This is a genomic window from Vibrio sp. V01_P9A10T6 (genome assembly GCF_963877065.1).
GTDB lineage: Bacteria > Pseudomonadota > Gammaproteobacteria > Enterobacterales > Vibrionaceae > Vibrio > Vibrio anguillarum.
Window position 1 is genome coordinate 1 of record NZ_CAWNTB010000192.1, and the last position, 13,320, is coordinate 13,320.

Annotated in this window: 12 protein-coding genes; 9 read left to right on the forward strand and 3 right to left on the reverse strand. The window is 45.3% G+C overall.

Annotated features, from left to right (window positions below):
- The 6 genes from AACQ21_RS14810 to AACQ21_RS14835 form a co-directional block, all read left to right on the forward strand.
- Positions 1–1,205, forward strand: a 1,205-nt coding sequence (locus AACQ21_RS14810) for a di-heme oxidoreductase family protein (RefSeq protein ID WP_105976608.1), incomplete at its 5' end; no start/stop codon positions are given.
- A gap of 9 nt (positions 1,206–1,214) precedes the next feature.
- Complete coding sequence (locus AACQ21_RS14815) at positions 1,215–2,252, forward strand: imelysin family protein (protein ID WP_105976609.1); 1,038 nt, start codon at positions 1,215–1,217, stop codon at positions 2,250–2,252.
- Complete coding sequence (locus AACQ21_RS14820; RefSeq protein WP_172859045.1) at positions 2,242–3,339, forward strand: DUF1513 domain-containing protein; 1,098 nt, start codon at positions 2,242–2,244, stop codon at positions 3,337–3,339. The genes AACQ21_RS14815 and AACQ21_RS14820 overlap by 11 nt, the downstream gene beginning before the upstream one ends.
- 143 nt (positions 3,340–3,482) lie before the next feature.
- On the forward strand, positions 3,483–5,036 hold the full coding sequence (locus tag AACQ21_RS14825) for a L,D-transpeptidase family protein (protein ID WP_105976610.1): 1,554 nt from the start codon (positions 3,483–3,485) through the stop codon (positions 5,034–5,036).
- 220 nt (positions 5,037–5,256) lie between these two features.
- Complete coding sequence (locus AACQ21_RS14830; RefSeq protein WP_105976611.1) at positions 5,257–5,799, forward strand: YcbK family protein; 543 nt, start codon at positions 5,257–5,259, stop codon at positions 5,797–5,799.
- A 75-nt stretch (positions 5,800–5,874) separates the two neighbouring features.
- Complete coding sequence (locus AACQ21_RS14835; protein WP_013856747.1) at positions 5,875–6,531, forward strand: MBL fold metallo-hydrolase; 657 nt, start codon at positions 5,875–5,877, stop codon at positions 6,529–6,531.
- A gap of 47 nt (positions 6,532–6,578) precedes the next feature.
- Here AACQ21_RS14835 and AACQ21_RS14840 read toward each other — a convergent pair whose 3' ends face one another.
- The gene (locus AACQ21_RS14840) at positions 6,579–7,244 is read right to left on the reverse strand and encodes a DUF2982 domain-containing protein (protein ID WP_013856748.1); all 666 of its coding nucleotides are present in this window, start codon (positions 7,242–7,244) and stop codon (positions 6,579–6,581) included.
- A 199-nt stretch (positions 7,245–7,443) separates the two neighbouring features.
- Between AACQ21_RS14840 and AACQ21_RS14845 the strand changes: the two genes are divergently transcribed.
- Positions 7,444–7,833: a MarR family transcriptional regulator gene (locus AACQ21_RS14845; protein ID WP_181185534.1), complete on the forward strand. Its 390-nt coding sequence runs from the start codon at positions 7,444–7,446 to the stop codon at positions 7,831–7,833.
- A 78-nt stretch (positions 7,834–7,911) separates the two neighbouring features.
- On the opposite strand, the gene AACQ21_RS14850 is transcribed toward AACQ21_RS14845, so the two are convergent.
- The gene (locus AACQ21_RS14850) at positions 7,912–8,388 is read right to left on the reverse strand and encodes a MarR family winged helix-turn-helix transcriptional regulator (protein WP_010320725.1); all 477 of its coding nucleotides are present in this window, start codon (positions 8,386–8,388) and stop codon (positions 7,912–7,914) included.
- A 393-nt stretch (positions 8,389–8,781) separates the two neighbouring features.
- On the opposite strand from AACQ21_RS14850, the gene AACQ21_RS14855 reads away from it, so the two are divergent.
- Together AACQ21_RS14855 and AACQ21_RS14860 are read left to right on the forward strand one after the other, a co-directional pair.
- Positions 8,782–10,359 (forward strand): BCCT family transporter, encoded by a 1,578-nt coding sequence (locus tag AACQ21_RS14855; protein ID WP_013856751.1) that lies wholly within the window; start codon positions 8,782–8,784, stop codon positions 10,357–10,359.
- 232 nt (positions 10,360–10,591) lie between these two features.
- Positions 10,592–12,475 carry a methyl-accepting chemotaxis protein gene (locus AACQ21_RS14860; protein ID WP_094125482.1) on the forward strand — a complete coding sequence of 628 codons (1,884 nt, stop codon included), beginning with the start codon at positions 10,592–10,594 and terminating at the stop codon, positions 12,473–12,475.
- Between the two features lie 131 nt (positions 12,476–12,606).
- On the opposite strand, the gene AACQ21_RS14865 is transcribed toward AACQ21_RS14860, so the two are convergent.
- On the reverse strand, positions 12,607–13,320 hold a 714-nt coding region (locus tag AACQ21_RS14865), incomplete at its 5' end, for a 3'-5' exonuclease (RefSeq protein WP_105976615.1).

Sequence of the window (13,320 nt, forward strand, 5' to 3'; positions counted from 1 at the left end):
TTCGTAACCCTTGGGTGCCAGCGCCATCATCTACCGATGCAAGAGATGGTTTAGGGCCGCTTTTTAACACCAATGGTTGTCAAAATTGTCACATCAAAGATGGTCGCGGCCATCCGCCAGAAAAAAATGACACACATGCCGTTTCGATGTTGGTTCGCCTGAGTATTCCAGCGGTTACGGATGGACAAAAAGCGATCTACGCCAAAGAAGGGGGGATCCCCGAACCCATCTATGGTGGACAGTTACAAGATTTCGCTTTGCCCGATCAAAAAGCAGAAGGACAAATCCACATCACTTATCAAGAGATTGCGGTTGCTTTTACGGATGGCCACCAAGTGATGTTACGTAAACCCAATTTAAAAATTGCTGAACTTGGTTATGGCGATATGCATCCTGATACCCAGTTTTCGGCGCGTGTCGCCCCGCCAATGATTGGCCTTGGCCTACTTGAAAGCATTGCTGATGCCAGCTTATTAGCAATGGCAGACCCTGAAGATAGTGATGGCGATGGTATCTCTGGCAAAGTGAACCGTGTTTGGGATGTAGAAAAAAAAGATTTTGCCATCGGGCGTTTTGGTTGGAAAGCCGGACAGCCTAGTTTAATGCAACAGAATGCCGCGGCGTTTAACGGCGATTTAGGATTGACCAGCCGTTTATTCCCAAAAGAAAACTGCACCGAGAAGCAAACACTCTGTCAAACCTTACCTAACGGCGGCGATCCTGAGGTTAGTGACAACATTCTTGATTTTGTCGAATTCTATTCTCAGCATTTAGCCGTTCCAGTGCGTCGCAATGTCGACGATCCACAAGTGAAGCTGGGTCAATCATTGTTCAAACAAGTTGGCTGTGAGAGTTGCCACCGTACTAACCTCAAAACGGTAAAAAGAACGGATCGCCCAGCCTTGTCAGAGCAAGAAATCCATCCTTACAGTGATTTACTACTGCACGATATGGGCGAAGGGTTAGCCGATAATCGTCCAGAAGCCTTAGCCAATGGGCAAGAGTGGCGTACCCCGCCTTTGTGGGGGATCGGCTATACGCAAGAGGTGAGCGGGCATACTTATTTTTTACATGATGGCCGAGCGCGAAATCTCATGGAAGCGGTACTTTGGCATGGTGGTGAAGCGCAAAGTGCTAAAGAGAAAGTACGTCAATTCAATGCCAGCGAACGCAACGCGTTGATCGCTTTTCTTAATTCTTTATAGGGTGCGAGCATGAAATTTCCTCTGCTATTTTCGATAGCGGTTACCAGCGTACTTTCGGCTTGTCAACCCACGCCGAAATCAGCGCTTGAGCCGCAAAAAAACAATCATGTTAGCCAAGGTGTTTATGAGGTTGAATTTGCTGCGGCGCAGCGTTTTGCTCAACAATCGCACCAGCTTGCTCAATTATTTGATCAGCAATGCCAGCCGGACGATGTTGCATTGCCCTTGCTGAAAGAACAGTGGCAGCAAACTATTGGGGCGTGGATGTTTTTACAAGGGCAAGAGAGAGGGCCAGCTAAAGCACTCGAGCAAAGTTGGAACGTACAATTTTGGCCAGATAAAAAAGACACTACCGGGCGAAAAATGAGCCTGTTAACGAGCAGTGGCAAGCACTGGAGTGAGGAGCAGATTGCAAACCAGAGTGTCACAGTGCAGGGGATTGGCGCATTGGAATGGTTACTCTATGACCCTCAATCGCCGCTTATGAAAAACCAGCAATTAGAAACTGGCTGTATGATTGGACAAGCGATCAGCGCGAATTTGGCGACGAAATCTCATTTGATTGCTGAGCAATGGCAACAGAATCCATGGTTGATGCTGGATCTGAGTGCTTGGCAAGCCGAATACATTGCGTTGCTCTCCAATCAGCTTGATTACAGCATGAAAAAACTGAGTCGCCCCTTAGCCAATATCGGCCAGCCACGCCCTTATTTTTCAGAATCGTGGCGCGCCAAAGTCTCTTTGAATAACCTGCAAAAGAATGTTCAAGCGATGCAAGCACTCTATTTAGCAAAAGACGGTTTAGATCAGATGTTGCGGGAAAGAGATCAAGTCGTCATGGCCGAACGCGTAAAAGCACATTTATCCTTGATGTTGGAAACGTGGCCGCAAACGGCCAGCTTATTTGATTTATTGCAAACGAAAACAGGCTACCGTGAGGTGCTTGCGCTCTATAACAAGTTCGAGCAACTCAATTATTTACTGCATGATGAAGTCGCGGTAGAGCTAGGTGTAGTGATAGGATTTAATGCAACCGATGGTGACTGATCTAACAAGGCGTACGCTACTGAAAGCGGCGTTATTGAGCGCATCAGCACCCCTGCTGCCACTGGGGTGTGCCACTACGCGCCGTGGCCCACAACCCGCTTTGATTGGTTGCGCTATTCATAAAGGCTCGCAGTTTCGCGCCGTTGTAGCCGACGCCCAAGGCCAAGCGATTCACCAATTACCTTTGCCTGCAAGGGGACATGGTGTTGCTATTCATCCCACCTTGACGCATGCGGTTGCTTTTGCTCGTCGTCCCGGCGAGTTTTTGATGGTGTTTAACTATCAAAATGGAGAACTCATCAAATTGCAACTGGCGCAACCCACGCGACATTTTTATGGGCACGGCGTTTACTCAAATGATGGTGCGTGGCTTTATGCAACCGAAGGCGAGAAAGCGACAAGTCGCGGCATTATTGGTGTGTATGATGTGCAGCACAGTTACCAAAAAGTGGCTGAGTTCAGTGGTTTTGGTATTGGCCCTCACGAAGTCATTGTGATGCCAGATGGCAGGCTCGCGATTGGGGTGGGTGGGGTGCATACCTTCGGCCGCGAGCCACTCAACGTAGAGAGCATGATGCCGAGCTTGACCTACCTTTCTCATCAAGGAGAAGTGCTTGAGCAACGGATATTGAACGACCACCATTTGAGCATCCGCCATCTTGCTCATGATGGTGCAGATACTGTGCTGTGCGGCCAACAATACCGAGGTCAGCCGGAAGAGTATCCACCTTTGGTAGCGCTACATCACCAAGGTGGCGAACTCATTCCGCTTTTGGCAGAGCCTGAACAATGGGCAAGATTCAACCATTACATTGCCAGTATTGCGGCGACCGACCAATGGATTTTAGCGACTTCTCCACGAGGTAACTGTTACGGTATTTGGTCAAAAGAGACACTGCAACTGGTTGAGTTGGCCTCTTTGCCGGATGCTTCTGGCGTGGTAGTGCAAGATCAGCAGTTCCAAGTCAGTTCAGGAGCTGGCTTGGTCGTTAATTCACCCTATCCTCAACCTGAAATACGCACGCGTAGTAATGTCCAATGGGACAATCACTGGTCTGCCATTGATTACTCTCGCCAAAAAAGCTGAGTAAGCGAACTAAATTTGTTTAATGATAATTCTCATTGCATGAGAGTTTATGAATATATTGTTGATATCGACAACAACGTTTAGCAGATAGCCGTTTCTTTTGCCATACTGAAACGTGAATCAGCGTTGTTGGATAGATCGGAATGAGTAAAAGCATCCTATTTGCTTTATTATTGATTTTTAGTAGCTTTTCTCTTTACTCTGCCGAGAAGGTACAGCCTTTTGCTGCCTCGCAAGAGAATGCCTCGTTGCAATCTTTTATCCAATATCCGCATTTAGTCGAACGAATTTACCAAGAGAATGAGAATCGGCGCATTTGGCAAGATGAGCAGATTGTTCGTCAATTTGAACATCAATTGGAAGTGATTCGCCGAGCGGGGTTTAGCCCTTTATTTTCACGCCAGTTAGCGCAAATGAAAGCGTACCGGAATCAGCAAGCGTTCACCGAATACGATCTGCTGGCAACCGATACTTTACTTTTGTATTTGAGTTATGCCGAGCAAGCTCCCAAAGTCGGTATGGCTTGGTTCTTTGAACGTAAGCTCAACTCTGCCATTGCTCCACCAAGCCAAGAAGCCTTGTTCGCTCTTCATGTTGCGGTAGAAGTTAACAGTATCGGCGATCTGCTCAATGGCTATGCGCCCAACAACGCGGCTTATGATCAACTGCTACACGCCTATGATTTTCTGCTCAGTACTGAAAATGCAGCGCTCTCGTTGTACAGCCAAAAAGGGTTAAAAAAACCTGGCGATAAGCTCTCACAACGTAGTGTGCTTATTGCCCGCTTATCATTAGTTAATATCGATGTTAGCACAGTGCGTGACGACGTAACTTGGTATGACAACAGCTTGGTCAAACCTGTGAAAGAGTTTCAAGCGATGCACGGTTTAAAAGCTGATGGCATGATTGGCCCCGAGACCTTAAAGTGGTTAAATTTGTCTTTGCAGGCACGCCTGTCTATGTTGGCATTAAATGCAGAGCGAACTCGTTTGTGGCCAGAATCAAAAGAGACACAGATCGTAGTCAACGTTCCCAGTTTTGATATGCGCTACTGGTATTTAGGTAAAGAAGTCTTTCAGTCTAAAGTGGTGGTGGGCCGAGTTTCACGCAAAACGCCACTCATGAGCACCAAATTAGATTCTTTGATCCTAAACCCGACGTGGAATGTGCCACACAAAATCATGGTTGAAGATATTCTGCCGATGGTAAAAAAAGATCAAAACTATTTGCGTCAACACAATATTGATATTGTTTCGAGCTGGCGTTCGAACGATCAAATTGACCCAAGCAACATCAACTGGTCTGCGGTGAATCCGGCCTCTTTTCCCTACCGAATGCGTCAGCAAGCCGGGCAAGATAATGCATTAGGTCTGTATAAATTTAATACGCCCAATCGCAGAGCGATTTACCTACATGATACGCCGAGTAAATACCTATTCAATAATACGTCGCGAGCCTTTAGTTCGGGTTGCATTCGAGTACAAAATGCCGATAAGTTTGCTTCGATGATATTAGAAACCCAAGGTATTAATGGTGATAAATTAACGGGTAAAGAAGGGCCAGCGAATGGCACGATCCCATTAAAGCAGCGCATCCCCGTACACATCATCTATCAAACTGTTTGGTATGAAGGTGGGGAACTGCACTACCGAGATGATATCTATCGTTATGATGCATTCAGTACCAGTAATGGGTGAATGGATACCGATAAAACAGTGGTCACCTAAGTAAGCAGGGATGCGTCTCTCAATTTACCAAAAAATGACTTAATAAAGATCTCTTTTATGTTCAAAGAGTAACGATGCTGTGGCTCTCTCTTGAGCATTTCGAGCACAATTTATGCATTTGATCTTCACAATGGAGTCCGGTAGTGTCCGGGCTTGTTGAAAATAAATTCAGTTGTGAAGGTATCAAACCTTGTTAGTTTCTCGTCGTCACTTTATAAAATTGGTTGGTAGTGGTGTAGTTGTAGCGGCGTGTGCCCCCCAAATAGTATTGGCATCGTACCCTGAAACCTCTCGCATACTCGCGATGAATAATTTACATACCGGTGAAACACTTGAAACCTGTTATTTCAACGGTGTTCGTTATGTTCGATCTGAGCTTGATCGGCTCAACCATATTTGCCGTGATTTCCGCCGCAACGAAGTCCATCCAATGGACAAAAATCTATTTGACCAAATATCGAAAATTCAATCTCTACTTGGCACTCAAGCAGAAGTACAAATCATCTCTGGTTATCGATCTCCTGCCACCAATGAAATGTTGCGCACTCACTCCTCTGGGGTTGCTAAGAAAAGTTTCCATATGCTAGGCCAAGCAATTGATTTTCGGTTAGATGGTGTTCAGTTGAGTCAAGTACGCGAAGCGGCGATCGAATTGGGCGCTGGCGGTGTTGGTTATTATCCTAGCAGTGATTTTGTGCACATTGATACTGGGCCTGTACGTCATTGGTCATAAGGCTGTTCGTGACTTGTCAAATGAAAGTGTCAATGTCATAGTTCGGCCAACTGCGAATTCGAACAAGGTTTTAGTATGTCGTTAAAGTATCAAGTGGTGCCCGTCACTTCCTTCTCTCAAAACTGTTCTATCGTTTGGTGTGATGACACCATGGAAGGGATCGTGGTTGACCCTGGCGGTGATGTGAAACAGCTCGTGATGTTGATCAATGAACTCGGGGTAAAAGTGGTCAGTTTGGTTCTTACTCATGGTCATTTAGATCATGTCGGTGGAACCGAACCGCTGGCGCAGCAGTTGGGCGGCGTCGATATTATTGGACCACACAAAGCGGACAACTTCTGGCTACAAGGCCTCGAAGGTCAAAGCAAAATGTTTGGTTTTCCACTGACGGAAGCCTTTGAACCTACCCAATGGCTTAATGACGGTGATGAAGTGAAGTTTGGCCTTCAAACTCTACAAGTATTGCACACGCCCGGCCACACGCCCGGTCACGTGGTGCTGTTTAGCCAGCAAGCGAAATTGGCGTTTGTTGGTGATGTATTGTTTAACGGTAGTATCGGCCGTACGGATTTCCCGCAAGGTGATTTCAATACCCTTATTCACTCGATCAAAACTAAGCTATGGCCACTTGGCAACGATGTGACGTTTGTGCCCGGCCATGGTCCGCAATCGACTTTTGGCCGTGAACGTGCCAATAACCCTTATGTCGCAGATGAAATGCCCCTGTATTGATCTTGATTAGGCTCAGAGTGTTCCTTCTGCGCCTATGAAACTATGTCTTAGTCTGGTTCGGCCGCCGCGAGGTAGCGCCGAATCAGCCCCACAAACGCCTCGGCGTCACGATCCAGATCGTGCGCTGAGATAAAAATATCATAATCAAAAAATTGCCGTTGATAGCGCATCCGATTGGCTAACATTGCCATAAGACCATGATAGTAATTACCGTTTGGCGCAGTGTAAGGTGCGTTGTCGAGTACCAAATCTTCAAATTGAGTCTCTTTGCGCTGTTGTTTTGCTCCTAAGTAGAGCAGCGCGCGCTGGCTGAGCAAGATCTCACTAGCGATTCTGGGACACACACTCTCAAGGTAAGGTGAATAATCCTTCAGTTTGATCCCAATCCAAGGCAAAGGTTGGTGCCAACCATGATATTCATAACTGCATACCCCAATGCGGCTGATATTGTTCCATTTTACGACCCAACCTCCTTTAAAGAGATGCTGCTGAAAATGGGTAGCGGTTAGGGTGTAGCTAACTTTTCCTTTCAAAATCAAAAGATAGAAGGTGATTAGAGTCACTGCCAGTGCACTTACTAACAGCAGCGCATGAATAATGTTGGATGAGAACATGACAATGCAAATTGAAGCGATGATACAAGTCGTATTGATCCATTTAACCACAGGTGATTGCAGAGAAAAGCGCGTATTAGACAAATGTTGGGTGTGCATAAAACAGTGAAACTCCTTCGAGCTACAGCATCGTTGTTGGCTGTTGCGACCTGTATAAATTGTAGTCAGTTACCGCATCAAAATGCGTTTTTGCCCCTCAATCTGTGCTATGCCCTACAAATCGAGGACGATTTTTGATATAAAACGCGCTTCAAATTTTCACCACTGCTTGAAACGCAGTGAAATGGAGAAATATTCGATGAGACTTGCTCATAAGCGTAAGGTGCAGGCAAAATTGCAAAAGCGTATTAAAGCGACGGTTGCAAACTTGATCGCCTCTCAATCAGCAAAGCCTGTAACAGCGCAATCGACCATAGCAAAAACCGCTGCAACAAAAGTAGTTGTGGAGAAAGCGGCGGCGAACTCTAAAAAAGTGGATGTTGCGTTAACGCCAAAACAGCAACAGGTTTTAGATATCGTCGCTAACCACGCAGAAGGTATGAATCCTAAATCGATCGGCTTAAGTGCTGGTCAAGAAGATGCGAAAGCTGCCGCTTGGGCCACTGGCGCACTCAAGAAACTAGTAGAAGAAAATCTGGTAGTGAAAGAGCAGTTAGTAGGCAACAAAGTTATCTATAAAGCCATTTAATCTGCTGTTCGTTGTGAATGAATTAGCCTCGGTAGCCCCGAGGCTTTTTTACGATCAAATTTTAAAATGCAATCAAAGCTACTCTTCTTTGGTAATAGAGCCAATTTCGAGCATCGGTGCGACATCGATGTTTTCAGCATTCATCATAGAAGATAAACGTTGCACTGATGAGAGCAACAAGCTTTGCTCCCACTCTTGAAGCTGCCTAAATTGTTCGACAAAGCTTTCTTGCAGTGGTTGCGGTGCCTTTTCTAGCAGCTTCTTACCTTCGTCCGTTAAATGAGCGTGCACTTTTCGTTTATCAGTATTGCTGCGAATTCTCTGTACGTATCCGTTGCGCTCTAATCTATCCAAAATGGTGGTGGCAGTGGCCTGGCTCATGTTCGTATGATCCGACAATGTGCGGATAGTCACCTCACCAAGGGTTTGAATTGAGCGCATTAAAATAAGCTGGGGACCAGTAAGCCCAGCGTCTCTATTCAGTTTTTTAGAGTGCAGATCAATTGCGCGAATAATTTGTCGAATTGAGATCAAAACTTCTTCATGTTTTTCCAAACTCATTGTCCCAAAAAGAAAGTTATTAATAAGCGGGGACCATAGCGCAGTTCTTTTCACTTGAAAAGTAGCATTCGACCTCTTTTGTTTTGGTCTAAGGTGATGAGTGTATAAGTTGAGATGTAAAATGATTAGTGCTCGAATGTTTTTGTTTTCGATTTTCACCCTAAATTGGTTTAAGTTTAACCATTAAGACTTGTTTTTTGCCTTGCATGGCATTTTATGTTGCTTTTTAGTAGATTTTTTCTGTGATTTTGGTAGGGTGTTCAGCATATTGAAAAAATAAATTGCTATGAGTACGAAGTTATTTTTGGTTTTTGTCTTAAAATTGTTTCGTTCTCATGGTTATTAATCTCAACTGAAAAATCATGTCTAGATTTCTAGAGAGGTAAAATGACAAAAGGTATTGATAAGTACAGTATCGACAGTACTGACTACACTGTCGGGCAAGATAACGTGCAAAAGTGGGGGTTTGATGTTCATAACCCAGTGTTTGGCTTTAGCGCCGGATTTATTGCGCTATTTTTAGTCGCCGCTTTAGTCGTTGATCCTGAGGTTGCGAAGAGCGTGCTTGATGGCGTTAAATGGAAAATTATTGGCACTTTTGACTGGCTGTTTATTTGGTCGGGTAATCTTTTTGTGCTGTTTTGCTTAGGCTTGATTGTTTCTCCCTTTGGTAAAATACGTTTAGGTGGTCAAGAGGCGACAGCAGACTACTCTTTTATTTCTTGGCTCTCTATGCTATTTGCCGCAGGGATGGGTATTGGTCTCATGTTCTGGAGTGTCGCTGAACCTGTGGCGTATTTTACTGGTTGGTATGAGACACCCTTAGGTGTTGCAGCTAACACACCCGAAGCGGCTAAACTAGCATTAGGTGCAACCATGTACCATTGGGGTTTACACCCTTGGGCCATTTACGGTGTGGTAGCGCTTTCCCTTGCGTTCTTTACTTACAATAAAGGGCTTCCGCTTTCTATTCGCTCTATTTTTTACCCGTTACTTGGCGATCGCGCTTGGGGCTGGGCAGGGCACATCATTGATATTCTGGCTGTATTAGCAACATTGTTTGGCTTAGCAACGTCATTAGGGCTGGGGGCTCAACAAGCGGCTAGTGGTATTCACCATGTGTTTGGCATTGATGCCGGAATGGGCTTACAAATTGTCGTGATTACCGTCGTTACTTTATTAGCAGTGGTCTCCGTGGTGCGTGGTATTGATGGTGGTGTCAAAGTCATCAGTAACATCAATATGATCGTTGCGTTCTTGCTGCTGATTTTGGTTGCACTGATTGGCTATACCGTAACCTTTTCATCCATTCCAACCACATTAATGGCGTATATTGAAAATATCATCCCACTCAGTAACCCGCACGGTCGAACTGATGAGGCTTGGTTCCAAGGTTGGACAGTGTTCTATTGGGCTTGGTGGATTTCATGGTCACCATTTGTTGGAATGTTCATTGCGCGAGTATCAAAAGGCCGTACTATCCGCGAGTTCCTCACCGCCGTATTATTAGTACCTACTGCTGTTACTTTGATTTGGATGTCTGTATTTGGTGGTTTGGCGATTGATCAAGTCATCAACAATGTTGGCCAATTAGGCGCGAATGGTTTGACCGAAGTGCCACTGGCGATGTTCCAAATGTTTGATGCGCTGCCTTATGGCACCTTACTTTCAGTGATTGCGGTTGTGTTAGTGTTGGTATTTTTTATCACCTCATCAGATTCAGGGTCACTGGTTATTGATAGTATTACTGCTGGAGGCAAAGTGGATGCCCCTGTCCTACAGCGTATTTTCTGGGCGTTGATGGAAGGCGCTATCGCCGTAGCCTTGTTATGGATTGGTGGCACCAATGCTATTGAAGCGTTGCAGGCTGCGGCAATATCAACGGCGCTGCCATTTACCATCGTTTTACTATTGATGTGTGTGAGCCTACTGTTAGGTATGCGAACCGAATTATCTAAGCACTAATTCAGATATACCCAAGGCCGCTTTAAGTGGGAAGGGTATGGACGTTAATCATCAAGGCGACTTTTAGTCGCCTTTTTGCTGTTTTTTGACAGTCGTCATGACAACATTAATTAATAACTTTAGTAAAAGCAAAAGGTTATATTGTGTCAAAAATAGATACATAATTAGTGCAACTTATGCGAAATCTGGTTAATATTCGCCACCTTTTCCGCTTCATACATTTTGTAACCCAATGAAATTGACCCTAAAGCAAAAGCTAATCGGTGCCAGTCTTTCTGCCGTCGTCGTTATGGCGAGCGCGTTGACTTGGCTAGCCGCTGATCAACTCTTTGAACAAACTCGAAATGGCGTATATTCGCGGGCAGAAAGCTTGTCAGCTGCCGCTGCGAAAGGCATTTCGGACTGGATTGTGGTCCGTAAAGAGATCTCAACCGCTTTTAATGACTACACCGCTCAAGATGATGTCGTCCCTTTCTTACAGCAAGCTCGCAAAGCGGGTGGCTTTGATGATATTTTCTTTGGTACACCGCAAGGTGAGATGTATCGTTCACACCCTGAGCGTAACCGTGCTGACTATGATCCTCGCCAACGCCCTTGGTATAAAGATGCCGTTTCAGCGAATAAACAAATTATCACCACCGCTTATAAAGACGCGATCACCAATGCACTGTTGGTGACAATTGCAGAGCCTGTGCGTCGCAATGGGCAATTTGTCGGCGTCGTTGGTGCCGATGTGTTAATCGATCAGCTCATCCAAGATGTCATCAGTTTAGATGCGGGCAAAAACGCCTACGCGATGTTAATTGATGCGCAAGATGGAACCTTTTTAGCGCATCCAGATAAAAATTTCTTATTAAAACCAGTGTCGTCATTGTCGAAGACGTTGACGATGAACATGATAGAGCAAGCAGTGGCTTCAGGTACCGTTGAAGACGCGTCATTACAAGGTGTTGATAAGCTATTTTACTTCGCCAAAGTGCCGCAAACCGATTGGATTTTCGCTATCCAAATGGATCGTGCAACGGAAGAAGCAGCGCATACATCTTTGCTTACCGGCCTGATTGTGACTGCGCTTGTGATTACTATTGCTGTGATTGTAATCGTCTCTTGGTTAGTGAGCTTTTTGTTTAGAGATCTTAGCCGAGTATCCAAAGCATTAGAGGAAATTGCTTCCGGAGACGGTGATTTAACTCAACGTCTTGAACCAAGAAGCGATGATGAAGTTGGGCAATTAGCACAAAACTTCAATACCTTTGTCGGTAACATGCACACCATGGTTTCTAAACTCAGCTTTGTTTCTGCTGCGTTGTCTGAACAGTCAAAACAGACGGCCGCTCAAGCCAAAGAGCGTAGTGCGCGTATCCGTTTACAACAAGATGAAATTAATATGGTGGCTACGGCCATCAATGAAATGGCCGCAGCTACACAAGAGATTGCCGGTAACGCAGATCATACCGCTCAAAACTCTGGCGAAGCGGTAACGGCTTGCGTACATGGTTCGAATCAAGTTTCACAAACACAAGGCTCGATTCAAAATCTGGCTCAAGAAGTTCAAGTGGCCACTGATGTTATCCTTGAGCTAGAAGCACACGGCAAACACATCAATACGATTCTGGCGACCATTCAAAACATAGCAGAGCAAACTAACCTGCTAGCATTGAATGCGGCGATTGAAGCTGCACGTGCTGGTGAGCAAGGTCGTGGCTTTGCCGTGGTTGCCGATGAAGTTCGTGTGCTTAGCCAACGTACACATGCTTCGACAAAAGAAATTCAGCAGATGATCGAAACGTTGCAATCAACGACGGGTAAAGCGGTTGGCATTATGGGTGATAGCCGTATGCTTGCTGGAACCAGTGTAGATGATGCGAACGCCGCTGCAGCAAGTTTGATGCAAATTCATAATTCAGTTGAGCGCATCAGTGACATGGCGACGCAAATTGCCTCGGCCGCTGAAGAGCAAGCTTCTGTGACGTCGGAAATTACTCGCAACACGGAAGGGATCCGCGATGTGTCTAACGATCTTGCACAAGAAGCGCATGAAGCAGCCGCACAAGCATCACAACTTTCTGAGCTTTCGCATCAGTTAGAAAATGAAATTCGTCGCTTTAAGCTGTAAGTTCTAAGCGTAAAAGCAGCAAGGCGAGATGTGATTAAAAAAGAGGAACCTAACATGGGTTCCTCTTTTTTTGCTCGTGTCGATCACGGTACTAAACCTTGAAAGAATCCCTTGAAAGGATAATCAAAAAGTTATAGCCACAACGTTCGGACACTTTGCTGCCGATCAAAATGATGAGCGATTTGTGCTTGGAATAATTCCGCAGTGGCAATGGCATCAACTAAAGCGTGATGTGGAGTGTACGCTGGTAGTCCATAACGCGCCCGCGCTTGCCCTAAACGCACTGATTGTGGTTTTTGCCCTTTTAACTGGTTCCATAAACCTCCATGTAACCGTTGTTGAATTTCCGTTTCCAATTGCAAAGTATCGATCACAGGGAACTCAATACCTTCACCCAATCGCACTTTTAATGCTTGATTGAGAAAGCTACGTTCAATATGACGGTAATGAACCACAACAATTTTTCCAGATAAGGCCTTCAGTATCGACTCCTGCACTTCTGCCAAATCTGGCGCATCTAAAATATCGTTGTGTGTGATGCCATGGATAACCACCGAATCCTCTTTTAACGCTTGGCGTGGCCGAACTATCCAATGTTTAGAGCGGTTGAGATAGATACGGTTTAAGGTAAAAGGCACCAAGCCAATGGTGATAATGTCATCATGCTGCGCACTTAAACCCGTTGTTTCCAAATCTAAAGCGACAAACTCTATTTCATCGATTGGCGTGCTACCCTTAGCAATCGGCCTTGAATAAAAATCTTTGAGTAACGGATGGTTAACCAACGACTGCTTATTGGCATATTTTGCTACCCAATCGATGCTCGGTTTTTGAAACCATTGTTT

Coding starts and splice junctions, on each gene's coding strand:
- AACQ21_RS14845 (WP_181185534.1), top strand. CDS start 7,444: ATGAGACTTGCTCATAAGCGTAAGGTGCAGGCAAAATTGCAAAAGCGT.
- AACQ21_RS14815 (WP_105976609.1), top strand. CDS start 1,215: ATGAAATTTCCTCTGCTATTTTCGATAGCGGTTACCAGCGTACTTTCG.
- AACQ21_RS14835 (WP_013856747.1), top strand. CDS start 5,875: ATGTCGTTAAAGTATCAAGTGGTGCCCGTCACTTCCTTCTCTCAAAAC.
- AACQ21_RS14855 (WP_013856751.1), top strand. CDS start 8,782: ATGACAAAAGGTATTGATAAGTACAGTATCGACAGTACTGACTACACT.
- AACQ21_RS14840 (WP_013856748.1), bottom strand. CDS start 7,244: ATGCACACCCAACATTTGTCTAATACGCGCTTTTCTCTGCAATCACCT.
- AACQ21_RS14825 (WP_105976610.1), top strand. CDS start 3,483: ATGAGTAAAAGCATCCTATTTGCTTTATTATTGATTTTTAGTAGCTTT.
- AACQ21_RS14860 (WP_094125482.1), top strand. CDS start 10,592: ATGAAATTGACCCTAAAGCAAAAGCTAATCGGTGCCAGTCTTTCTGCC.
- AACQ21_RS14820 (WP_172859045.1), top strand. CDS start 2,242: ATGGTGACTGATCTAACAAGGCGTACGCTACTGAAAGCGGCGTTATTG.